The organism is Njordella calcicola, assembly GCF_056494125.1.
This window is the reverse complement of the sequence record NZ_CM151396.1, coordinates 4,509,152-4,533,587: the sequence shown is the minus strand read 5'-3', so window position 1 is coordinate 4,533,587 and position 24,436 is coordinate 4,509,152. Positions and strand designations below refer to the sequence as shown.

The 24,436-nt window shown below is 53.7% G+C and carries 18 protein-coding genes; 11 read left to right on the top strand and 7 right to left on the bottom strand.

What is annotated here, in order from left to right; all coding sequences use genetic code 11:
* Window positions 1-132 precede the first annotated feature (132 nt).
* Window positions 133-2,970 carry a c-type cytochrome domain-containing protein gene (locus SH302x_RS17600; protein ID WP_479363756.1) on the top strand — a complete coding sequence of 946 codons (2,838 nt, stop codon included), beginning with the start codon at window positions 133-135 and terminating at the stop codon, window positions 2,968-2,970.
* A 233-nt stretch (window positions 2,971-3,203) separates the two neighbouring features.
* Here the strand turns inward: SH302x_RS17600 and SH302x_RS17595 are convergent, their stop codons facing one another.
* The gene (locus tag SH302x_RS17595) at window positions 3,204-4,172 is read right to left on the bottom strand and encodes a hypothetical protein (RefSeq protein WP_479363755.1); all 969 of its coding nucleotides are present in this window, start codon (window positions 4,170-4,172) and stop codon (window positions 3,204-3,206) included.
* A 15-nt stretch (window positions 4,173-4,187) separates the two neighbouring features.
* Entirely contained in the window at window positions 4,188-4,781 is a 594-nt protein-coding gene (locus tag SH302x_RS17590; protein WP_479363753.1) for a hypothetical protein, read from the bottom strand.
* 178 nt (window positions 4,782-4,959) lie between these two features.
* Between SH302x_RS17590 and flgG the strand changes: the two genes are divergently transcribed.
* From flgG to SH302x_RS17575, 3 genes are read left to right on the top strand one after another with little or no spacing between them, the layout of a single operon-like run.
* On the top strand, window positions 4,960-5,766 hold the full coding sequence (flgG, locus tag SH302x_RS17585) for a flagellar basal-body rod protein FlgG (protein ID WP_479363752.1): 807 nt from the start codon (window positions 4,960-4,962) through the stop codon (window positions 5,764-5,766).
* Window positions 5,767-5,801: 35 nt separating this feature from the next.
* Window positions 5,802-6,935 carry a flagellar basal body P-ring formation chaperone FlgA gene (gene flgA / locus SH302x_RS17580; RefSeq protein ID WP_479363751.1) on the top strand — a complete coding sequence of 378 codons (1,134 nt, stop codon included), beginning with the start codon at window positions 5,802-5,804 and terminating at the stop codon, window positions 6,933-6,935.
* A 19-nt stretch (window positions 6,936-6,954) separates the two neighbouring features.
* Window positions 6,955-7,782: a flagellar basal body L-ring protein FlgH gene (locus SH302x_RS17575; protein ID WP_479363750.1), complete on the top strand. Its 828-nt coding sequence runs from the start codon at window positions 6,955-6,957 to the stop codon at window positions 7,780-7,782.
* A 189-nt stretch (window positions 7,783-7,971) separates the two neighbouring features.
* Here SH302x_RS17575 and SH302x_RS17570 read toward each other — a convergent pair whose 3' ends face one another.
* Window positions 7,972-9,387, bottom strand: a complete 1,416-nt coding sequence (locus tag SH302x_RS17570; protein WP_479363749.1) for a Gfo/Idh/MocA family protein — start codon at window positions 9,385-9,387, stop codon at window positions 7,972-7,974.
* A 213-nt stretch (window positions 9,388-9,600) separates the two neighbouring features.
* Entirely contained in the window at window positions 9,601-9,936 is a 336-nt protein-coding gene (locus SH302x_RS17565; RefSeq protein WP_479363748.1) for a DUF4870 domain-containing protein, read from the bottom strand.
* A 205-nt stretch (window positions 9,937-10,141) separates the two neighbouring features.
* Here SH302x_RS17565 and SH302x_RS17560 point away from each other — a divergent pair, with 205 nt between their 5' ends.
* Window positions 10,142-10,627 carry an ATP-dependent metallopeptidase FtsH/Yme1/Tma family protein gene (locus SH302x_RS17560; protein WP_479363746.1) on the top strand — a complete coding sequence of 162 codons (486 nt, stop codon included), beginning with the start codon at window positions 10,142-10,144 and terminating at the stop codon, window positions 10,625-10,627.
* 151 nt (window positions 10,628-10,778) lie between these two features.
* Here SH302x_RS17560 and SH302x_RS17555 read toward each other — a convergent pair whose 3' ends face one another.
* Window positions 10,779-12,596 (bottom strand): glycosyltransferase family 39 protein, encoded by a 1,818-nt coding sequence (locus SH302x_RS17555; RefSeq protein ID WP_479363744.1) that lies wholly within the window; start codon window positions 12,594-12,596, stop codon window positions 10,779-10,781.
* Between the two features lie 249 nt (window positions 12,597-12,845).
* Between SH302x_RS17555 and SH302x_RS17550 the strand changes: the two genes are divergently transcribed.
* The 3 genes from SH302x_RS17550 (at window position 12,846) to SH302x_RS17540 (ending at window position 16,141) form a co-directional block, all read left to right on the top strand.
* Entirely contained in the window at window positions 12,846-13,874 is a 1,029-nt protein-coding gene (locus SH302x_RS17550) for an endonuclease/exonuclease/phosphatase family protein (protein ID WP_479363742.1), read from the top strand.
* A 148-nt stretch (window positions 13,875-14,022) separates the two neighbouring features.
* Window positions 14,023-15,270 (top strand): LL-diaminopimelate aminotransferase, encoded by a 1,248-nt coding sequence (locus SH302x_RS17545; protein WP_479363741.1) that lies wholly within the window; start codon window positions 14,023-14,025, stop codon window positions 15,268-15,270.
* A gap of 67 nt (window positions 15,271-15,337) precedes the next feature.
* Window positions 15,338-16,141, top strand: coding sequence for a hypothetical protein (locus SH302x_RS17540; RefSeq protein ID WP_479363739.1), 804 nt, complete (start codon window positions 15,338-15,340; stop codon window positions 16,139-16,141).
* A gap of 672 nt (window positions 16,142-16,813) precedes the next feature.
* On the opposite strand, the gene SH302x_RS17535 is transcribed toward SH302x_RS17540, so the two are convergent.
* Both SH302x_RS17535 and SH302x_RS17530 read right to left on the bottom strand, forming a co-directional pair.
* Window positions 16,814-17,677 (bottom strand): hypothetical protein, encoded by an 864-nt coding sequence (locus SH302x_RS17535; RefSeq protein ID WP_479363737.1) that lies wholly within the window; start codon window positions 17,675-17,677, stop codon window positions 16,814-16,816.
* A 198-nt stretch (window positions 17,678-17,875) separates the two neighbouring features.
* A complete protein-coding gene (locus SH302x_RS17530) occupies window positions 17,876-20,515 on the bottom strand; it encodes a glycosyltransferase (RefSeq protein WP_479363736.1) in 2,640 nt (879 codons plus the stop codon).
* Between the two features lie 55 nt (window positions 20,516-20,570).
* On the opposite strand from SH302x_RS17530, the gene SH302x_RS17525 reads away from it, so the two are divergent.
* The 3 genes from SH302x_RS17525 (at window position 20,571) to SH302x_RS17515 (ending at window position 24,312) form a co-directional block, all read left to right on the top strand.
* Complete coding sequence (locus SH302x_RS17525) at window positions 20,571-21,788, top strand: glycosyltransferase (protein ID WP_479363735.1); 1,218 nt, start codon at window positions 20,571-20,573, stop codon at window positions 21,786-21,788.
* Between the two features lie 23 nt (window positions 21,789-21,811).
* Window positions 21,812-22,399, top strand: coding sequence for an RNA polymerase sigma factor (locus SH302x_RS17520; RefSeq protein ID WP_479363734.1), 588 nt, complete (start codon window positions 21,812-21,814; stop codon window positions 22,397-22,399).
* Window positions 22,400-23,019: 620 nt separating this feature from the next.
* Window positions 23,020-24,312, top strand: coding sequence for a serine/threonine protein kinase (locus SH302x_RS17515; RefSeq protein WP_479363733.1), 1,293 nt, complete (start codon window positions 23,020-23,022; stop codon window positions 24,310-24,312).
* The last annotated feature ends 124 nt before the right edge of the window (window positions 24,313-24,436 follow it).

Sequence of the window (24,436 nt, the reverse complement as noted above, 5' to 3'; positions counted from 1 at the left end):
GTTGCCATGCGATGAAATGGCTAGCACTTGCCGCAAGCCGCCATTTCCAGCCCACCTTCTGCTATAATCTGGCTAACGGTCCTCCCTCCGACCCGCCCACCTCCCAACTTGCATAAAACTCTCCCCGCCGCCATGTTTACATGCTCCATACATCAGGTAAATGCGCACCGCATTTTTCGTTTCGCAACCTACGCATTTGTCATCCTCGGTTTCGCTTTACCATACCCGAGCCTTCGTGGCGATGATTTCCAGCAGCAGGTCGCGCCTCTCTTCACCAAATATTGCAGCGGCTGCCACAACGCGACAGAATCCGAAGCTGGCTTTCGCGTCGATTCGTACGACGGCATCTTGCGTGGCAGCGAACAAGGCGCTGTAATCGATCCCCAGAACCTAAAACACAGCAAATTGATCGGCCTGATCGATGGTTCGGTCGAACCCAAAATGCCACCAGAGGATCAGCCGCAACCCACCCCTCAAGAAATTGAAACCATCACACGCTGGGTGTTAGCTGGTGCGATAGGCTCTAACGAAAGCATGGATTTGCGCACTCGCGTTCAACCGTTTTCCAACAAGAACACAAAAGAGACCAAGCGATCGACGTATTGTTTGACCACGGACCAAAGCGGCGGCGTCATCGTCTTGGGGTTCGACGGATATGCGGAAGTCCAATCGACTAGCGGCGAACTACTGCATCGCATCGAAGGCATCGTTGGTCGCGTGACTTCCATAAGACAAGCGGGCAGGAATGATGTAGTGATCGCGGCAGGTGTACCCGGCGTGGGCGGTCAAGTCACCATTGCGAATGTCTCTACCGGCGAGATAAGCTGGCAGTGGGACGCTCACAACGATGTAATCTACGCGGCGACTATGAGCTCCGACGGCAGCGTGCTAGCGACCGGCGGCTACGACCGAGATATTTTGCTGTGGGACCCAACGACTCGCCAAATGGTGGGCAAGCTGAGCGGGCATAATGGCGCGATCTACGATCTAGACTTTGATCCCGCTGGTAAACTGCTCTGCAGCGCGTCGGCCGACGAGACTATTAAACTGTGGCATGTTTCAACGCGCACGCGCTTGGATACTTTCAGTCAATGCGAAGGCGAACAGTATACTTGCCGGTTCACGCCGCAAGGCGATCGCGTCTACGCCGCTGGCAGCGATCGACGCATCCGAGCGTGGAAGATTATCGATCGCGATAAGCCGGAAGTGAATCCCATGCTTCTGGCCGTATTCGCTCACGAAGCGGCTGTTATGCAAATTCGCTTCGATGCCAACGGCGAAACGATCGCTTCTGCTGGTAACGATCGATTAGTCAAACTATGGCAAACGCGCGACCTGATGCCACTGGGCGTCGTAGGTCAGTTAGATGCGATGCCCTTGTCGCTGAACCGCCACGCTGCGGACAAGACGCTACTAGTCTCTCTGAGCAATGGGCAGACCGTCCGTTTGGCCGAACCAGCCAGCCAAGCTGCGTCAGTTCCTACGGTGGATGTCGTGATGTCGGTTGATACCGTTGTCAGCAAGCAGCGCAAACCGACAGAGCAGCTTCAAGAGCGAGAACCAAACCACTCGCCGCATACCGCCCAGGTAGTCACGCTGCCAGTGCTAATCAATGGCGTAATTGGCAATGCAGAGTTCGATAATGAGTCTTCGGCGACCGAGCAAGCGGACAACGACTACTTTCGCTTTTCCGCTCAGCAGGGCCAGCAATGGGTCTTTACTGTGATTGCGCGAAAGTCGGGTTCACCACTGGATAGTCGCATCGAGATCCTGACTGCCGATGGCCAGCCTGTGTTGCGGACACTTCTGCAAGCGGTTCGTGAAACCTATTTCACGTTTCGCGGCAAAAACTCGACGCAATCCGACGACTACCGCTTGCATCGCTGGGAAGACATGGAGCTGAACGAGCTGATTTATGCCAGCGGCGAAGTCAATAAGCTGTGGCTTTATCCACGTGGGCCTGATTCTGGTTTTCTGGTCTACCCTGGCAGCGGCAACCGTTGGACTTACTTCGACACTACAGCATCGACGCACGCGTTGAATGAGCCAGCGTATATCGTGCGCGAACTGTTGCCAGGACAGTCGCCAGCCCCCAACGGTCTGCCTGTCTTTCCAATCTACTTTGAGAATGATGATGATGCGTATCGGATGTTGGACAAAGACAGCCAGTTGTACTTTACGGCTCCCGTTTCGGGCGACTACGTCGTTCGAATCCGTGACGCGCGTGGCATGGAGGGCGAGGACTTCCGTTATCAGCTAGAAGTGCGCGAGCCAGCGCCGCGGTTCGAGCTGTCCGCCAGTGCCAGCAAGCCACTGCACTTGGGCAGCGGGACGGAAGTGCAAATCAATGTCCAACGGTATGACAACTTTGACGGCCCCATCGCATTGAACCTCGACGGACTGCCTGAAGGGATTACGTACAGCCAGCCATTGTTTGTGGAACGCGAACAAATCAGCGCGGTGGCCACGATTTACTTGGATCGCAATCTGGACCCAACGTTGGTCGATCAGCTACCCGAGAAGTTGTCCATCATCGTTTCTGGTACAGCGAAGATCCAGGGAGAAGAAGTCCGCGTCGCAATGGACCAGCCGATCGCGATCGACATCAAGAAGCAGTCGTTGATCGCGCCGCGTTTGGTCGCATCCGGCGGCGATCACGCGTCCGATTCGCTAAGGGAACTGGTGATTCGCCCAGGGGAAACGATCACAGCCAACGTGGTATTGGAAGGTGGTAGCAACGATGTCGAGTATTCGTTTGGAACCGAAGACTCCAATCGTAACTTTCCGCACGGGATCATCATCAGCAACATTGGGCTCAGCGGTCTGTTGCTTCCTGCCGGGCAGACCAATCGCCAGTTTTTTATTACCGCAGCCCCTTGGGTGCAGGCCCAAACGCGTCCGATTCACATCCGAAACAAGAACGGTCAAAACGAAACAAGCCAACCCGTGTTATTGCGAGTCGTTCCATAAAGCAGTCGCCTCGTTCGTAGTACCGCGCGGGCTTGGCCCCGCGTGTTGTCAAGTCACGTAGGCCGGCAACAAGGTCGCTCTCATTCTTGCCGGAACTGCGCAAAGCCAATCGATCAATGTCGCTTGGGTTATTGACTCTACTCATAATAAGCGACCGAAGTTCCGGCGCTAGGTATTGGCCTTGCTTGTTCCGGCCTACGAATACGATCAACGTCGATCAGATCACCGCATGCTTACGGTACACCGCGATAGGCTGGCGCAACAGGTACGTTGGGCTGATAGGCTGGAGCGGCCGCGTTGGGATTCAACCCCATGTTCAAGCTCGCTAAATCAATGACCTGAAAACCATTGGTCTGAGGATTCGCGAATTTCGAGGCGTCGACGTCAGCATTTTCGTTCAAGCGATAAAAACCAATTTCAATTTGCAACGTCATCGGCTCGCTGCCCACCGGAATAAATTCAACAACCGACTTGTGCGGCAATGAAGTGTCAATGGCTGCGTAGTATTGATGCTGAGACAACTGAGCTTTGGCAAGTAACCGACCGTTAGGATCACGCAACAGAACCTCGCGGATGATGCCCTGACGCGAATCCACATGCAGCGTGCGATAATAGTTACCGGCAGGAGACGGCACGATAGAATTCACTCGCAATAAGCCATCCGGGCCCACTTGCGGCGGCTCGGTCACGAAACTTGGATTCAAACTGACAAACCCCAACGCCTCCATGACCCACAGCGGCGAAACTGGAAGCACTTGGCGATTGAGCTGCGATTCGAACTGGTCATGCCGCGCGTAATATAGTGTCGGTGACATATCGTGACGCGATGACATCCAGAAGATCTCTTGGTTGCTACCAATATCGAAATCAACGCCGGTCAGACGCGTGACGCTGCCTTGCATACGAAAGTCACGATCGCGCCGCCAGAGCAATGAGGTTGAGAGAGCTGGTAAGCCTTGCATACGAACGGTAACGGCTGATGACTGCAGTTGTTGGACTTGGTTCGTACGGTTCAATACATCCGCAATTTGTTGCAAGCTGGGCGGCGTCTCCCAAAGAATCGGCGGCTGAAATTCGCTTAAGGCCGATCGATTGCGAGGTAAACAGGATGCACCGCTTGAACTGACCACCAGCATCGCACAAAAACCTATTATTAGCCAGCGTTGGAGCGACTGATGGGTGGAGTTATCGTTGTTGATCACGCTGGCATCCTTGCGTCATGTCTGGGTCCTTGTGGACTGTTCTTCATCCATGTTTAAATCATCAGCTTCATCAGCTTCGTTCGTCAGCGGAGCAGCATCTGGATCGACGTCGTCGATTTGCGTGACCAGCAACTCTTGCAGCGCTTGCTGATACGTTTCCAGTTCGTCGGTCGATATGGAGCCATCTAGCTCGAAGACCCGGAACTCAGTGCCATCGGATTGAGTTCGCAGCAGGATGCCTTCTTCCGCAATCTCGCCCAAAACGTCATTGTGAATGGCGTTCTCGATCGAACTGTACTCCAGGACCTTGCGTCGAACCAGCAACATAGCCAGCAGATACGCTAACGTTTGCTGCATTGGGTCATCGCAAAATTCGGCTAATCGCTGCAGCAGCACGGCGTTAGAAGTCGGCTTTCGCTGGGCAAGTTTCGCTTCTGGCATGCGAGACTTCCACCACGCGATAGCGTTTTCTGGCTGGCCAGTCCACTGGCTCAAGGCGATGTCGTAACGAATGGTGTTCGCATTGCGTTGCTCAATGACTGAATAAAACCATTCACCTGGGGCGAGCGGTCGGTTCGACTTGCGACAGCGTTTGGTACATCGTTGCACAGTAAAATCTTGCATAGTTCCCGGAGGCTAGCAAACAGACGACGGCGACGATAGATCGAACGGCTTACCCAGATTGACATTTGTAAATCAGGTCGATATCGCCCTAGCGGCCACACGTAGAAAAGCGTAATAACCCAAGCATCGACAAGGTCTACTGGGCTTCGAAAGGAACGTTAGGATGAGCGTACAGTCATTGTACACCGCTGCCACTGGCATGGATGCGATGCAGACCAAGCTGGATGTCATCGCCAACAATTTAGCTAACATCAATACGACGGCATTCAAACGCGATCGCGCGAACTTCGAAGATCTGCTGTACCGTAACCACGTTATGCCGGGTATCTTGGACGCGCAACAAAATCCGACCCCTACCGGCGTCGCCGTCGGTCTGGGGGCCCGTGTGCAGTCGACCCAATCCGACTTTCGCCAAGGCACGCTGCAAGACACTGGCCGCAATCTGGACGTGGCGATCGAAGGCCGCGGATTTTTGCAGGTCACTGACCCTTCGACACAACAAGTCTTCTACACTCGTGCCGGTAACCTCGACATCAACGCGAACGGGCAACTGGTCATAGGTTCGGCGCAGACAGGTCGACTTTTAGAACCGCCGATCACGATTCCGCAAGAAGCGACCGACATTGTGATCAACCCCAACGGCCAAGTCTTCGTACGATTGGCGGGCGAAATCAATCTGCAACAGCAAGGGGATCTGCAGTTAGCAAACTTCGTCAACCCAGACGGTCTGCTGAAAGAAGGCGAGAACATGTACTCCGCCACCGATGCCTCCGGCCCCCCCCTGCAAGGGCAGCCGGGACAAGAAGGCTTTGGGATCTTGCGGCAAAGCTCCCTGGAAGCGTCGAACGTCGAACCTGTCAAAGAGTTGATCGACTTGATTACGACGCAACGCGGTTTCGAACTAAATTCGCAAGCCATCCAGGCAGGCGACCAAGTTATGCAGCAGATCGCAAACTTGCGACGTTACTAGCCGATCGTCTCTGGAAATTTATCATGCGAATGTCTATGCCATCGCCAACAACTCACGATCGTGCGCTCCAGCAGCAGCTTTTCTTCATCTTGCTGTGGCTGTGCTCCGCAGGCCTGGCCCCAACGCTGCATGCGCAGAACTCCTATGCCCCTCCAACTTTGTTGGAACTGACGCTAAAAGATTCTGCCAGTGTTGCGACCAACCTGGTCCGATTAGGAGATTTGATCGACTTGCGTCATTCCCGTGGCGTCTCCCAACAGTTGTTAGAAGTGGTACTGTCGCCTTCGCCGGCTACGCAGTCCGAGCAGCTTTGGTCTCGCGAAACGATTGAAACGCTGCTGCAATACAAAGGCATCGATCCCAAAGCGATTACTTGGAATGGCAGTGCAGAATGCCGACTACGTCGCGTGGCAGAAATCGCAGCGGCAAGGCCAATGGCAGCCACTGAAACGGGATCGGCCATCGTCCCTGCATCTGCAGTGGCCGCGGTGCCAACAGCAGTCCCTGTGCTTCAGTCCAACCAAAGCTTATCGTTGTCTGAACGAAACGCCATCAGTGCGATTCAGGCATACTTGCGCACGGTTAGCGACAGCGATTTTGATTACGAGCTGGCGGTGGACCTGCCGCCAGAAGGCATCGGGTTTTTGCGAAACCGCAACAGCATCATCGCGGTCACTGGCGGCCAGCCGCCGTGGCTGGGCAATCAACGCTTCGTTTTGCAGACGCGGCAGCGCGATGAAGTGGTTATGGTCGAAGTGGGCGCTCGCGTCGAACTGCCTTTGCGAGTCTTCGCGACCACTCGCAGCTTGGCTCGCGATCATATCCTTTCCGAATCCGATTTGAAGCTGGTCGTTCTGGCCAAATCGTCGCGCACCGACCCCAGCGTCTGCTTTACAGCGATGCAGGATTTGGTTGGCAAGCAACTCAAGCGAACTTTGGCTACCGGACAAGCGATCGAGATGAGTCATATCGGTTCGCCGCGGCTGGTCAATCAGAACGAGGAAGTAGAGATCCAAGTGAGTGCGGCTGGTTTGATGGTCAAAACAAACGCTAAAGCGCTGCAGGGCGGCGGATTGAATGATCTGATTGTCGTGGAAGTACTTCCTCAACGTTCCAAAGTCACCGCGCGTATCACGGGCCCTGGCGTCGTGAGCGTTATCAGCAACTGAAACTCAGAAACAGAAAACTATGATCCTAAAGCAAACTTCACCAACGCTGGCCGCGTTCGTTGCCGCAGCACTGCTGCTGTCTTCGCCATGCTGGGCACAGCGTTCAAGCCTGTATGCGAATCCTGGGGCGCTGGACGGAAGCCTGAATCCCGTCCAACCAGCCGGTGCACGAGTCCAATTGCAAGCGCCTACGAACCTGCCTCCTGGCAGCATTATGCCTCAGAACGGCGGTCAAGTGATCGCGGGCATGCCCGCATACTCACAATTACCGCAACATGGCCCCACCGGTCAAGACTTTGCTTCGGCCTCTTGGATCTACACGCCGGTGCCTCCGCCTCGCATTTTGCGTATCCATGATTTGATCAACATTCGAGTTGACGAGACCGCTCAAACTCAGCAAATGGGAACGATGCAGTCGCGCAAGAACGTGACGTTGGACATGCTATTGACCGATTGGGTGAAGCTGGAAGGGCTAACGACCCTGAAGCCAGCAGAGCAAGCTGATGGCGATCCTCGCATTGCGGGTCAGAACAACGAAGTGTACCGCGCGGATTCGAACTTGCGAACGCGCGAGTCGGTGACGTTCAACATCGCGGCGGAAATAGCGGACATTCGGCCCAATGGTCTGTTGGTCTTATCCGCTCGCAAGCAGATCAAAGACAACGATAACACTTGGGAGTTGGCATTAAGTGGTATCTGTCGACCGGAAGACGTTGGCCCGGACAACATTGTATTAAGTCGTGCGATATCGGAACTGCAGATTGAAAAGAACGAAGTGGGCCATGTTCGCGAGGGATATTCCCGTGGATGGGTATCGCGATTGTTTGGCAAGTTCAAACCGTTTTAGAAACGCAACGGTTAAACGACAGCCCCTTAGACGGGAACAAGCAAAGCCGCCGTCGTGTTTGTAGTACCGCCTTTAGGCGGAAGTTTGTCTACCATTCCGCCTGAAGGCGGGACTACAAACGAGAGTGACCTTGTTACCGGCCCACAACCCTCCCGAAGGAGGGTTTATCTCAAGACGCTCGCGCGACTATCACACCGTGATGTCGTACTCGCTGCGACGCTTACGAGCGACCATCGCGTTGGCTTCTTCGTCGTTCTTGATCGTGTTGGTAGCAGGATCAAATTCAACTTTGCGATTCGCAACCAAAGCAATGTTCGCCAAATGGCAAGCGTTCACAGCTCGCACATGATCGTCAACGTTCGCCACAGGTTGCTTACCCGACGCAATACAATCAAAGAAGTTTTGCATGTGACCCAAATTGCGCTTCGGCAGCTCGCCACCGTACAATTGAGCCATCTTCTCTTCAACTTCCTTCATCGATGCTTCATCGTTCTTCATGTCCTCGACAGGCTTGCCAGTCAAGTTGCCGCGGTTCACGCGAATCTTCCCAGCATCGCCTTCAATCACTAATTCATTCTGACCACTGACCAGTTTGATGGTGTTGCCAGTCGAAAGAGCGATATCGACATCGAACGAATAAGCGACGTTCCAGGCTTGTGGCAAACTTGTGATCGGCGCTTTGCCAGACAAGAACGCCAACACTTGCTCTTGTTCAACACCCATCCAGCCAGCAGTCCCCTCGGCCGCTATCGCTTGTCCGTCAGCACCCGCCAACGCCCAAAATGCGATGTCCGTGTGATGAACGCCCCAGTCGGTCACTTGACCACCCGAGTACTCGAACCACCAGCGGAAGTTCCAACCCACTCGCTCCGAAACGAAATCGGTCGCTTGAGCTGGCCCTTGCCACATATCCCAGTTTAAAAACTCTGGCGGTGTCTGAGTTGGGAATGGCCCAAATGGAGCATCTCGATTGGGGCTTCGCGACGCCGCACGTCCCACAGAACTCACGGCCTTCAAGTTACCGCCCAATCGCCCCAAATGCACCATCGCAACTGCGGTCAAGAAATTCCTATTGAACTCGCTGCGTTGTTGCGTACCAACTTGGAAGGTCTTGCCGTACTTCTTGGCGGCTTCTTTGACTAAAGCGCCTTCCTCAATGGTCAACGTCAGTGGTTTTTCGCAGTACACGTGCTTGCCAGCTTGCAAAGCTTCAATCGCAATCTTCACGTGCCAATGGTCTGGCGTACCAATCGTGACCGCGTCGACATCCTTCTCTTTTTCCAACATCTCGCGGTAGTCGGTATAAGTGCGAACGTCATCACCTTTCTCTTTGCGAGAGGTTGCAAAGTTCGCCGCGTTTCGGCTGTCTACGTCGCAGCAAGCGACCATCTTGCCAATCTGAGAGGCTTGATTCGCAATATCACTGCCACGACCGCCGACTCCAATGGATGCAACCGTCAGTTTGTCGTTGCTGCCTTGAGCGGACGCCAATCGAGGCAAAATAATCGGAGTTGCCAAACCAGCGGCCGCCGAGGCACCGACAAACGCGCGTCGAGAAATACTGGTAGGCCTTCGAGATGTAGACGAAAAGTCGTTGAGCGACATGTCGTATTCCTTAGTTGATGAATGGTAAAAGTTCATAGCTGCAGCCTCGGCCAAACTCCAACAGAATTGGACATCGAGGGCACTTGCGTGACAGATTCCCTCATTGTAGCCAACCAAGGTGGCACTGGTAGCCTACCATTTGCAAGAAAAACCACCGCTGGCCGTAAAATGACACAACCGCTCAGAAACGTCGAGCCTTGTCGGCCAGCAACGTTAAACAAGCTTCAATGTCAGTGGATAATTCCACAGCACGCCGTCGTTCGCTTTGATACCACCAATGATTGGAAAAATCACTCCGATTAAACCCAGAATCGGGAATAACAAAATACCGATGAACGCAAAGGAGAGAACTATCGCAACGACGGAGTAGATCACCATGGAAATGATGAAGTTGGCTACCATTTTGCCATGAGCGTCCAGCTCGGGCATCTCCGCCTTTTTCAACTGCCACAGCACGATCGGGACCGCTAACCCAAGTATGGGGACACAGAAGCCGAGCAAAACCGACAGGTGAATCAGCATGGCCCAATTGTTCGTGTTCAAACTCATTGTCAGGTCTCCCGATTGAGGTCGTGTTCGTTGTATTAAAATCCGAGCAAGGGGGGGCCCTTCTCCGGGAATCAAAATCACCATTTGCATCGGCAGGCATCCTAAAGGGTCAGGCCGCTTTTCGGATAGGCACAGTGCCATACATGTAGGTAGCATTGTCCAACTATTATAACCGAATTCGCTCGCCACAACGGAATCTTGGATAATGGAAGAAGAACTTTCGGCATATCACGAGTCAGGACACGCCATCATGGCTTGCTTGTTGGGCGGCGTAATCGTGGAGGCGACTATTTTGCGTGATTGGCTGAACAGTCCTGAGCAAGCGGGCCACGTCGCGGTCGCTTGGCATCGCACCGGATTGCCCGCGGCAAAGACCGCGGAGTTCCAGATCCAAGTGCTGTTGGCGGGGCCAGTGGCTGAAATGATATGGCGCAACGAGCGATTGCATCCGGCCGCTGTCCCGCAGTGGGCGGACGATTGGCAGGCAGCGTTCCGTTTATCCGAAGCGATGGCCGCGAGTCCACAAGCACGCTTGCGGTTACTTGAAGCGTTATGTGCTGCCTTGTATGAAATGATGCAACAAGATCGTTGTTGGCAAGCGATCAGCGAAGTGGCCGATTTGCTGCTCGCTCACGAAACGATTGACGGTGACGAAGTCCATGACGTAGTTCGCCGCTGGATCATGGGTTAGAAAATGTAGGCCGGTAACAAGGTCGCTGTTGTTCTTGCCGGAACTGCGCAAAGCCGATCGATTAAGCTCCGATTGGGTTATTGTCGTTGATCGAGGTAAAGCGCCTGTAGTTCCGGCTTGGCGATGGCTTTGCTTGTTGCCGGCCTACATTTTAGCGACCTTTGTTACGCTCATACAACTCTGCCGTCCCGATACGCTTCACTAACACTACCGACTGCGATGTCAACGACTCAACGTCTCGCACCGTGCGATCCACAATCCAAAACCTTACTTCTGTCGAACCATCCGTTGCGGCTAAACCGACGTCTGATACCTCCGACCCAAGCCGGCTTAACCACCTCCGATAATAATAATCGAACGGCGCTCCCTCCGGTACGCTCATATCCAGCTCCGCTCGAGCCATCCGTTGCTCCACGCAATATCGAGCAATCGCCGATGCGTCCGCAAATCGACCCGTCTCGTCATAACCGGCGATCGGGCGAACCAGCATGAGCACGAAAACCTGAATCACCAGGACGATACTCCAAGCCGATTGCAAAATCCGAGCACTTCGTTGCCAACCATCGACGCCCCCCCCCAAGGCATCTGCATCCTCATTTTCGCCAGCACGTGTGTCTCGAACCCAAAGCAATTCGGGGGTGTAAGAGGCTAGCAACGCGATCAACGGGAGCATGTACAACCAAGTGCGCGGGTAAGGGACGACTCGCTGCAGAGCCAATAGGCCAATAGCATTGAACATCACACATGCTGTCAACAACACACTTCGCAACAGAGACGGATGAGCCCTTCGATTCCAAGCCAAAACGCTGGTTGCCACGATCGAGACTACAAGCAGTACTTGCATTGGGATGGAAATATCCATGACATACGCTCGCCAAGTACCGGACAGATGACGAGGCAGGGCAGCGCCAAACTCAGCGTACGTCAGTGGCTGAACAAACCGATTGGTCAGCAACGCTCCAGGGCCTCCAGAGGCTGCGACAACAGGGCTATAAAGCAAGCCGGTCAACAAAGCTGTCGTAGCACAAGTCGGCACGACAAACCCTGCCAACGTCCCACGAACGCTGCGGCGATCGAGCCAAGCTTCGATGATGCAAAACAAGCCCGCGCCGACAATTGCATAGATGCTGGTTGGAATCGTTAATAGCGAAAGCGCCGCCAGCGCACTGATGGCTTGCAACCAGCGTCGTCTTTCCGGCCGAGCGAGGATTAGCAGGCTGGCAATCGCAAGCAGCAGCAACGCTTGCAACGTATAACCGCGAGCATTGACGCTGAAGAATATATGGTAAGGCCAAACAGCCAACAGCAAGCCGGCCAGCAAGCCAGTTCGACGACTGCGTCTGCTGGCAACGAACGTCAGCAATGGAATCGCCGCGATCCCTGCGAGCAGTGCCGGCAATCGCACTGACCATTCGTGAATCCCAAAGGCCATCACCGATAGCTTGACCAGCCATGTATGCAGGACATGATTGTTGGGGTCGCTGTAGTGGAACAGGTAGATGAATGACTGATCGATATACTGGTTTACCGAGTACGCTTCGTCATAACGCATCGGCTCGTGCAAGTACACATAGCGAAGCGCGAATCCAACAAGCGTTGGCATGAGCCAAACCAAGATATGCTTGGGGCAAATCAACCATCGTCCAACACTGACGGTCGCTTGGTAGGTTTGATCCCAAGTGCTGCGAAACTGATCTAGCAACAAGGTTGGTACACTGCGAGCTTGCATCAGGCCGGAATGCGAGAGGCTCGCTGCAGCCAAGCAGAGTAGTGCATAAAATGCAAAAGCGTATGGCAGACCGCCTGCGAAAGTCGACCAGTGGGGGCTGGGGGCGATCCTATTGAGCAGGCTTAAGTGGACCTGTGGAAGGGCGGCAAACAGCAGCGCGATCGCGGCCACAAGCCACAGGATTTGGTGAGTTCGGCGAGCGAGCATGCGAGGCGTTACAAGGAAGAGGTTGCGGTACATGAAGTGAGATTACTAGAGTAACATGAAAAGCGAACCTCCGCAGCAGCACGCATGGTTTAACCGCGTGACCATCGGGCCGCGTTTTCACCGCTATTGCAACAAAACGCGGGGCGATGCCCAACGCGTTTAAGCGAGGCGGGCTTACGACTTGCGGCTGACGGTTAATCTAACGAGAATAGAGCTCGACCCGTTTGCACTCCGTTCGATTGTGAACGAATGCCGATAACTTTCGCTGTATGGAATCATGTGTTGAGATCGCTACTAAAAATTTATTTGTTCGTCGTGTTGCTGTCCGGTGGCTTCGCATCTACTGGATTTGCTCAAGCGGATGAAGCTCCTGATCGTATCACCATCGCTACTTGGAATGTCGAATGGTTCTTTGACGACAATCCGGACAACAACCAAAGCAAGATCGCCAAAGAGCAGGGGGCTCCCGACCGTGCTGCTTGGGAATGGAAACTGAACGCCGTTGCAAACTCGATTGCAAAGCTGAATCCTACCATTCTGGCATTGCAAGAGGTTGAGGACCGCAATGTAGTCCTCGCGCTGACGCAAGTGCTGCGCAATAAACACAGGCAGACTTACCGCGTCGCCTTTATCGACGGTTTCGATATGGGGACCGAGCAAGATGTGGCTGTGATCTACCAAAGCGGATTGGTCGAGTATTCGCGGCGTGAACAGACCAAGGCCATGTTCCAAAGCCAAGAATTCTACAATTTATCCAAGCACCTGATCGCTCGATTTGAATGGCAGACCAAGAGCGGGCATGTCGAATCGCTGCTGCTGATGACAGCTCACCTGCGCGCCACGGCAGAAGCAGCAGAGCCGCGTCGCAAACAAGCGAGACTCGCTCACTCGTGGCTGCAGTCGGCGATTGCCAGAGGCGAGAACGTTATTCTCCTTGGGGACTTCAATTTGGAAAGCCGGTATGGCAATGCCATGGAAGAGGATGACGGCGTCGATCTGCTGATGGGCAAACACACGCCCGAGCTCGAAGATGATCTTTATGATTTGCATCAGTATGTGCCAAATGCCAAACGCAAAACGCATTTGATCCTGGACAAGCAGTTTGATCGCATCTTTGTTTCCAAATCGCTGTTGGAAGATGCTCCCGATCGCATTGACCTTGTGTTTAAATCGGCTGATGTACGCCCTGATTTGACGATTGTCGGAAAAGGGATCGATGAAGACCACTGGGACAGCCGTTGGACCAAAGATATCGCAGAACGGGATATCAGCGATCATTATCCGGTGGTGGCGGAATTTGAGTTCAGGTAAACTGCGAATTCGGTCCCCGGGGCGAGCGATGTGACCAGAAAACTGCCGCTTTGGCTTGTCGGATTTGGCGGTTGCGGTTTTAATCGAGTTTCCGGTCAATTGTGGACCGCTGTTTTATTCCACTTAGATTTCCACACAATTCACTGATATGTCGACTGCTACCATTGCTGACCCTTACTTCCAAAAGCTCTTTGCCGACCGCATCGGTGGTATTTCCTATGGCAAAGGGACCGAGATCTACAAGTTCGAAAAGATCAAACGAGCGAAACGTAAGGCGTTGGCCGATTATCCCGACCGTGTGTTGCTGGATTTTGGTATCGGCGAAAACGACGACATGGCCTCGGAAATCGTCCGCCGACAGATGAAACTGGAGATCGACCAACCGGCAAACCGAGGCTATGCGGATAACGGCATTGCGGAATTCAAGCAAGCGGCCGCTCGATTCATGGATCGCAATTTTGGCGTAACGTTGGACCCCGTCAAACAAGTCAACCATTGTATCGGCAGCAAGACGGCTCTGTCGATGTTGCCCGCTTGTTTTATCAACCCGGGCGACATCACGATGATGACGGTGCCGGGCTATCCGGTGGCGGGGACACACACCAAATACTACGGTGGTGAAGTGCACCGTTTGCCGCTGTTGAAAGAGAACGATTTCTATCCTGACTTTGATAGCGTACCTGCTGACATTTGGAAGCGAACCAAGCTGTTGGTGTTAAACTACCCAAACAGCCCAACGGGTAAGACTGCCACTCGCGATTTTTACAAGCAAGTGATCGAGCTGGCTAAAGAGCACGAGTTTGTTGTTGTCCAAGATGCTGCTCACATCATGCTGAGCTTTGATTGCGAGCCGTTCAGCTTCTTGGAAGTGGACGGGGCGATGGATGTTGGCGTCGAAGTGCACTCATTGAGCAAAGGCTTTGACATGATCGGTTGGCGCATCGGATGGGTGTGCGGCAACGAGCGGATTGTATCTGCATTTTCCGACGTTAAAGACAACTGCGACAGTGGCCAGTTCATGGCGATTCAAAAGGCGGCCGTGACGGCGCTGGATACCCCGGCCATTCCGCATGGGATTCGTGCCAAGTATCATCGTCGTTTGGAAAAATTGGTAGCGGCGCTCCGCAGCGTTGGATTTGATTGCGATGTACCTGGCGGCAGTTACTTTTTATATACGGCGGCCCCCAAGGGCTTGGCCGATGGAACCACTTTTGCAAACGCGGAAGCTGCATCGCAGTACTTGATTACTGAGCATTCGATTGTGACAGTGCCTTGGGATGACGCAGGAGCGTTCTTGCGTTTCTCCGTTACCTTTGTGGCGGAAGACGAAGCGGCTGAGGATGCGATGATTGCCGAAACTGTGCGACGCTTGAGTGTCGAGAAGCTGGTTTTTTAGTTGCTCCAAATGGATGCCGTAAACGGTTGTTGATAAAACTTCTAACCTGGGATGGAACTCAGTTGGGATGAACAAACTTGTTGAACATATCGCTTGTTGCCTCGGCCAGTGTGTCACTGGGAATCCGACTCAATTCGTCATGGAACGACTGGCTGAAGCAGCTCAAGTCGATCTTCGGTTTTTCACGGCCGAGGTTGTAGCGGCGAAATTGAATACCGCTGTCGAAGGCGTGCGTGCGATGAACTTCGATGGCTTGATGTTCCTGCAGGATGTTGCGCTGAACTCCGGCGTGGTGTTTGAGACCTATTCCGAAGCGGTTTTGCGATCGGGCTTTATCAATGTCGCAAAGCGTGTGCAGGCAAGCTGGCTGGCTGATAATATCGATGGTATGGCGATCGCGACCTTACTCAAGGATCGGCAAATCGATGGTAATATTTTGCTTTACACCGGAACGCCTATGTTCGATTTGTTGCGTTTAGCGAACACGGATTTGGTCGAACGAGTGGCCGTCGTTTCCAGTGAAGCGGCGATTGCGGGGGCGGACGAGGGGAATGTTGATACGCTGACCGAGTATCGCCGCGTAGGCCGACACAGCTTGTTGGATCAGCCGATTATCAGTCGAATATTCATCGTGGATCGGACGTTGACGCCGTTGGATGTAAGCTTGTTGCGTGGTTCGTTAAACTCTTGCGCATTGGCGGTGGACTTAAGCGAGCCGCAGAAGAATGCGGAACTGATCGAAGGTTTGCCGTGGCTATCGCGGGTAGATTACGAGTGTTATCGGCTGAGTGCGATGTTTGAGTTTCTTACTGGCAAGCAGGCCTCCGCTAAATCTGTCCATGAAATATTGGACGAGTTCTCTTCGTGGTAGGCCGGTAACAAGCAAAGCCACCCACTGCCGGAACTTCACCCTCCCGGTTCGGGAGGGTCGGCCGCGAGTTCCGCGAGCGTCCGGGGAGGGAGCATCATTTAAACGCCAACTCACCCGTTGATCTCGCATCGTCTTCGTTTAACCGTCAGCCGCAGGCGTACGCGATTCCCTTTCACCCTCCCGGTTCGGGAGGGTCGGCCGCGAGTTCCGCGAGCATCCGGGGAGGGAGCATCATTTAAACGCCAACTCACCCGTTGATCTCGCATCGTTTTCGTTTAACCGTCAGCCGCAGGCGTACGCGTTTTCTTCTTCACCCTCCCGCGGGAGGGTCGGCCGCGAGTTCCGCGAGCGTCCGGGGAGGGAGCATCATTTACAAACGCCAACTCACCCGTTGATCTCGCATCGTTTTCGTTTAACCGTCAGCCGCAGGCGTACGCGTTTTCGTCATCGGCTGTTCGACAGAGTTTTGCTCCCGCTCGAGTTCATCCCGGCGGGGCGCCAAGTGAGTGGCTACCAGTTAAACGACTCGCTGTAGGCCGGTAACAAGCAAAGCCACCTACAACGCCGGAACTTCGGTCGCTTTATCTTCATCATCCTCACTAACCCACTCATACATTGATCGATCGGCCTTGCGCAGTTCCGGCAAGAACGAACAGCGACCTCGTTACCGGCCTACTCACTATTTGCAGGTCGCAGTTGCGAAATAAACTGAACCGATTGATGCTCGACTTCAGCCAGCGCTGCGTTCTCAATCGCAGGTTTATAGACTCGAAACAGTTGCATCAGACGCAACGATGCAGCGGACTCCAAAGGACCAATAAACTCACCATCGCGCTGAATGCGAGCGTGCTGATCATACCAGTGTTGCATTTGCGATTTCGTCAAAAAGAAGCAGCCAGAATGCGGATTCAGTGGTCGCTGGAATCGCAAGTGCATGCCCATGCAATCCGCCGAGATCTCGGGCTCTTGTGCGACATCTTGGTAGCTGGCAGTTGCTTCCGGTGAAAGATCGCCATCGATGTAAGCCTTTAAGGCGGCTGTATGGTCGGCCCGTTCAAAACGATTAGGTTGCAGAACTGCTCTTGGACCAGCGAACTGTTGGAACCAAGCTAGCTTTTGAAAAAGAATGGGGTCCTGGACCAGCAAATCGTCTTCAAGATATACGAACCAATCATATTCGGACCGGCAGGCCAGCAGTATATCATGGCAGGCAAAGCCAAGCTGCGGGCCTTGGACCGCCAGTGCAACGTGCTCATAGTAACGCGTCGAGATCTTCAAATCGTCCAGGACATGCCGTGTGCCATCGGTACAAAGTTTGACGGTGACTTGATAACGCAATTCTTGATTGGCAGCTTCTGTTCGTCTTCGAGCCAATTGCATCATCGCTTGTTCTTGTCCAAACGTTTGATGCAGTGTCATGATCGTACGACGAACGATGGTCGCGCGGGCGTTTCGATCCGTTCGATTGGAGCCATGCGTGGTTGGAATTTGCGACGGGCCAAAATAGTGTGGAATGGTTACCAGGATACGTTGCATGGTGTTCTCATTGTCATCATGTTGGGGCGTCTGATAACCGGGGCTATCGCCCTGCGGCTAATAACCGGGGCTATCGCCCTGCGGTTAATAATCGGGGCTATCGCCCTGCGGCTAATTGGCAGTGGATTTGTAGCTTGCATGATCCATGCGTGAATGGTTACTGCGGAATATAAAAAGCCGTCATGGCAGGGAATTGATTTACCGGACGGCATGCGCCGAGCCGCTTTCGCTGAGCCGGTAACGTAGGAAGCGATTGCAATCCATCTGCAGCGGACGCCATAACATTTCGCCGAGATTAAACTCAAGCGTTGCGTTCTTACTTACTATACAACCATCGATCGCTTGGATCACTTGTTCGTACAATTGGCGACGGCGGTGCAGGGGTGGGACTTCACCCGCCAGGCGAGCCAGATCCCATTTGATCGCTCGATAGACTCGATTATACATGTGGGTCAGCGAGCGATCTTTGTGCTCGTGGAACTCCATTCGTCGATCGTCAGCGTGTTCCATATGACGGACCAAGTTGCCTGGAAAAAATAGCTGGCGACAACCGATAAAACGCAGAGCTTCTAGCAAGTCATCATCCTCTTCGCCCCAACCACGAAACGCCAGATCGTGGCCATCGCACTGCCGAAACGCTTCGGTCGAACACCAGAAGGTCCCACCGGTACCTTCGCCGACGTCGGCATTACGGATCAGAACATTAGGGCTCAACATACCCTGAACGTAAGAGCCAAATTGATCCGACAGCTCAATATCAGCATCCAAAAAGCAGACCCACGGTGTGACCGCCGCGAAACCACCAGCGTTCTTGGCCTCGGAACGAAAGAACTCAGGGCGGTTAGGAATATGAATCACTTGGACGGTCGGAAAGTTCGCTTGTACCCACCGCCCGGCTTGTTGAGGGCAATCGTAATCGACAACGATCACGCGACTGTGCGGTTGACCTACGATGGAAGGCAGCGAGCGTTGCAACTGGTCGAGACGACCTTTACAAGTCAGCACGTAAGTGACTTCGTTATCCATGTTGACGTTAACACGTGCTGCTGAGTTCGTGGAAAGTCGATCGTTGGGATTCGCATCAGGTTCTGCTGGTTGCAACAAATCATACTTGGCCAGCCAAGCGATGATGGATCGGGCGGTAGCGTTTGCGACATGGGCTTGCTGCAGCACTGTCTGCCAGCGAGCGAAGCTGTGGCAAGCTTCCACACTTTGTATGACGTGCAGAATGCGATCGGCGTGTTCTAACCAGTCCATGCAGTAGTTGCACAATCGATCATGGATTCTACTAGTAAAGCAATTGGAAAAATCATCGCACCGCGTCAGCAGACAATCATCGGACATGACATGCGAAGGGTAGCCTGCAAACGCGCGGTGGATTGCTGGGTAGGGGATATCGCTGTGATTGTGATCGGCGCATCGCTGCCAATCCGTCTGATCGACTTGTGGAGCAGGGCGATTTGCAGACCCCTTCTGAGAGGATTCAAGCTGCTGACGCTGTTGCTGCCACAGTTGATCGTAACGCGCGATGATATGTTTCCATTCAAAGATCGCACAGGCTCGCTGGCGGCCGGCGTTTCCCAGCTTGCGTCGCAGAGCGGGCGATTGGACCAGTTGCAGCAGCACTTGCGTGAACTTCGAGGTGGAAACAATCACCGACTGGTTCGCCAACGCAAGAAAGTGGTCATAGTTGATCGCGGTTGTCATCAAACGTTCGCTGGCATTGCCAGTCGCACCTGGGACCAGCCAAGTGTCGACCAAAAAACCGGTCTCTTGGTCCACTACCAGATCGCGATAGCCGTTCCAATCGCTGGCGATGACGGGCAAGCCGCAGGCCATTGCCTCCAGTGGAGTTAGCCCAAAGGTCTCTTGAATGCTATCGGCCAATGAAACAAAAATGTCTGCAGCGTCGGCTGCATGAAAACGCCACCAAGGATCTAGGCCATCGAACAAGTGCATCCGCACGCCGCCGGCGACTTGAGATTGAGTGGCAAAGAATGCGTCACGCGTTTCCTGGTTGCTGAACCAACCGCAGAGGATGATATGAAGTTGGCGGCCGGTGGCTTGGGCAACCGCTTGAGCACCCGCGAACATCGGCACGGGGTGAGCTTTGGAGTGGTGAGATAAACGGCCAACGAACAGCAGCACGATATCTTCGGCGGGAATGCCCAGTCGCCGGCGCGCGGTATGGCGATCATTTAAAGTGGCCGGTTGATAGAGCTGCGTGTCGACGCCCAGCGGGATCGTTTCCAGCGGCAAGGTCCACTGGAGAGACTTCTGCATTTGAACCGCAGCATGCTCAATCATCGCCTCGGAGGTTGCTTGGATCATATGTTTGACTGCCGCTGACGTGCAAATGAGGCGGTCGTGGGGTTGCCAAGGGAGATGCAGGAAGCTCCACAACGTCGCGATCGCACGCTCGGTGCACAACGTGTGAGTGACCCCGCTGAAGGCAAATCGATGAGAGTCCGCGCCGCGGTTGACGACCCACCGCGGGTCTGGCGGGTTGGGGAAATGGAGCACTTGGGACGTGGGTTGTTGCATCCAAGCGGCTTGTTCGTCGGGCGGAACGAGCCTGACATGACGGCGTGTTGGCCAGTGCTGCAATGCGTTTTCGCAGAAGTTGGCGATGGAAGCGCGGTCTTGGTGGCTGGCTAGCAACGCGTCGATGCGACCGGCAGAACTGTAGCGAAAGAGGGCCGACAAGAACTGAGTTCCCGCGACTTCGCGACCCATCAGTCCTTGGGGTTGTGAATCAACCGGTTTGTCAACCGATCGGGCTTTCGTTTCCGAGTAGGCCGCACTATGGTAATAAATCGCGATGGGTTGTTTCGACATAAGCGACCTAAGCGCAAATTTGCGGTTCTATTCGTCGTTGCCAACATTGACCACCATGCATGTACTGTTCTTGCATACGAACTTTCCAGCTCAGTTTGGTCAACTGGCGATGCAGTTTGCCCAACAGTACCAGGACCGTTGCACATTTGTAAGTGAAAAGGAAATTCCAGACTGTGCCCAGATCCAGCATATCGCATTTTCGCCGAGGGGTGGGGCCACGCAGCAGACTCACTATGGTATTCGAAGCTTTGAAAATCAAGCCTGGCGCAGTCAAGCCGCGTATGAATCGCTCAAAGCGCGACCTGATATTCGCCCCGACGTGATCGTGGCGCACAGCGGGTTTGTGTCCTCATTGCTGTTGCGTCAGTTGTATCCCCGCGTGCCGCATGTAGGTTACTTTGAATATTTTTATCACGCTGAGCACAGTGACATGGATTTTCGTCGGGATTTGCCGCCGGCACCCGAACAAGATTTGTTGCGAGTGCGATGGCGGAACGCTCAAATTTTGCTCGATTTGCACAATTGCGACGTTGGTTATTCGCCGACTAACTTTCAACGGTCGCAATTGCCGCTGGAGTATCAAGGCAAGATTGAAACGATCTTTGATGGGATCGATACCCAGTTTTGGCACAAGCAAACTTCGTCGCATCGTGTCTGTCAGAGCGTTGTGATTCCAGAGGGGCACAAAGTGCTGACGTATGTCAGTCGTGGTCTGGAGTCGATTCGCGGATTCGATATTTTTTTGCAAGTTGCCGACCAAGTTTGCCGTCGACGCAGCGATGTCACAGTGATCGTTGTCGGAGAAGACCGCGTGGCTTATGGCGGCGACTTAAGGTTCACGCAAGGGAAGAGCTTTAAGCAGTGGGCGATCGAGAAATATCGCCCCGACTTGTCGCGGATCCATTTTGTAGACCGCGTCCCCCCCTCCGATTTGGTATCTTTGCTATCGATTTCTGATGTCCATATGTACTGGACTGTACCGTTTGTGCTAAGCTGGTCTCTGTTGAATGCGTTAAGCTGCGAGTGTAAAGTGATTGCCAGTGATACTGCTCCGGTGCGCGAAGTCGTGCAAGATGGCGTGAACGGTTGGCTGTGCGATTTCTTTGACGTCCAGCAGTGGGTCGATCGTTGCATGCAAGTTCTGGATGACCAAAAAAAGTCAGCCGAAATTGCAACAGCGGCACGGGCAACGGTAGTCAGACGATATCAGATTCAACAAGCTGTCGAGAAGATTCGGCAGTTATTACAGCATGCGGTCGGATCATCGAGCTGAGTGTCAGGGATTATGAGGTCGGAATGGATAGCACGCCATTGGGTCTGCTAGCGAGATTTCAAACGCAACCTTGCGATGCAGATGCATGGCAAGAGCTTCTGGATATTTATAGACCATGGCTGCTGGCTTGGTTGCGGACCGAGTCGATTCAAGCGACTGATGCGGATGATATTGTTCAAGATGTTCTCGTAGTTCTTTATCATCAGTTGCCGCATTTTCGGCACAATGGCCACACCGGAGCGTTCCGCGTTTGGTTGCGCGGGATTGTGGTCAACCGATTGCGTGAGCGCCGCCGCTATTTAAGAAACGTGGTTCGATGGCCCAAACAGTTCGACGAGCGGTTGAAGGAACTGGAAGACAGTGCCAGTGAGCTGAGTCAGGTTTGGGATCGCGAGCACGATCGCTTTGTGCTCCAGCGTTTGCTGCGCTATATCGAAGGCGATTTCGAACCTCGTTCGTGGGCTGCGTTTCGCGCTTTTGCCATTGAGCGCAAGCCATCATCGGTTGTCGCCCAAGACCTGAACATGACCGTGCCGGCGGTTTTGACAACGAAATCGCGAATTCTGAAGCGGTTGCGCGAAGCGGCACGAGAGATTTTTCCTGATTCTTAGATATTTTATGCAAGTTTGAGATTTAATCTGTAAGGTCCGGGGACTTGATTGCCCTGTATTTTTAATGCAAGAAATAACCGAACCAGGGCAGCTCGTGTGGCTCCGAGAAGTCCTGGTTCGTAGTCCCGCCTTTAGGCGGAATTTTGTTTGTAGTACCGCCATTTGGGGGGAGCAAGTCAAAGTAAGTTCGCAGGCGCAGGCGTTCACTGGCAGGCCCCCTGAGGAACGCGTACGCCTACGGCTAACGGTTAAACGAAAACGATGCGAGATCAACGGGTGAGTTGGCATTTATAAATGATGCTCCCTCCCCGGACGCTCGCGGAACTCGCGGCCGACCCTCCCGAACCGGGAGGGTGAAGAGGAATCGCGTACGCCTACGGCTAACGGTTAAACGAAAACGATGCGAGATCAACGGGTGAGTTGGCGTTTAAATGATGCTCCCTCCCCGGACGCTCGCGGAACTCGCGGCCGACCCTCCCGAACCGGGAGGGTGAAGTTCCGGCACTGGCAGTGGCTTTGCTTGTTCCGGCCTACGACTTCGACCCTCCCGAACCGGGAGGGTGAAGAGGACAAACAATGACACTCAACTTCATCCAATGAACTAGCTTGAGTCTTATAAAATGGGCAATGAGCACTGTGTACATCCGGAATTAGACCAACTGCGTGATTTTATCCGCGGGAAGCTCGCTGACCCTCGGCTCGTCCAAGACATCGAGCGACATATCGAACAATGTCCCGAATGCTGTAACCTGCTGGAAAGCATCGGTGCAGACACGTTTGAAGAGCTGGCATGTAGCGAGTCGACCGAATCGATTCTGAAAGGAGCCAGCGATGGTAAGGGCCAGCGGCGTTCGTTCGACGAGCTTCTGAGCAATATCAAAATTCAAAGCCAATATGAAGTGCTCTTCCCCGTGGTCTCCAGCCGAAATGGCACGGTCTTTAAAGCGATTCGAAAATCGAAAAATAGTTTCGTCGCGCTGAAGATCATCGAACCCGTGGAAGATGCAGCGCCTGGTTCGATGCGAGCGGTCAAACAAGAGGTGTTATCCTTAACCGCTTTATCGCATCCTAGCATTGTCGCGGTTCGCGATGCCAACATTGTCGACGGGGTACTGATTGTGGCCAGCGATTGGATAGAAGGAGTTTCGCTGGCGGAACTGGTCGCCACCCACGGGCCAATGCAGATTGAGACCGCGTGCGAGTATATTTTGCAAGTCGCTTATGGGCTGCGTTTGGCTCATTCGCATTGCGTCGTGCACGCGCAACTGAAACCTGCCAACATCATGCTGGACCAGCAAGGAGTAGTGCGCGTGTTGGGTTTGGGGCTGGCAACGGCCATCTGCGAACGCTATGCACATGCGGCCACGCTGCAAGATCCGCTCAGTCCGATCAGTTGCTCGTTTGCATCGCCAGAGCAAGTGCTGGGGTTAGAAGCGATCGATCAACGAGCCGACATCTACAGCTTGGGTTGCATTTTTTACTACTTGGTCATCGGCCGCTCGCCAAACTGTAGAAACCCTTGGTCGGTTTTGACCAGCAAGGATCAACGCCCAACATTTGAGCTGGAAGTACGCAAGAAACTTACCACTCACTTGCTGCTGATTTTGCAACGGATGCTGGCCAGTGATCGCAGCGACCGGTTCGCGACAATCGATGCCGCCATTGTGATTCTTGAGAAATATCAGCAGACATTGCAAGCAGGAAGCGCGGATGCTGCGCCGCACAACCAACCAACGAAACCACGGTGGTGGCGCAAGCTGTTCCGGATTTCGCTGATGTTCGGAAGTTTCAGCGTAATCGATAGCCAATGGGGGCAAGGTGCGGTATTGGCCAGCGATCGTGTTGCGACATGTCACGAGTCGAGCTTGCAAGCAATGAAGCTCACGAAACCTGATGGTATTTCCATGCGATAAGTCTTTCGAGAAAGTTGTGAGTACCGTGAACGATCCATGTGCTTCGAGATTACTTTCACTGGTAACCAAGGTTGAATTTGCCAAGTTACCATGTGAAGAGCAGCGTCGAAGCTTACTGAATTCA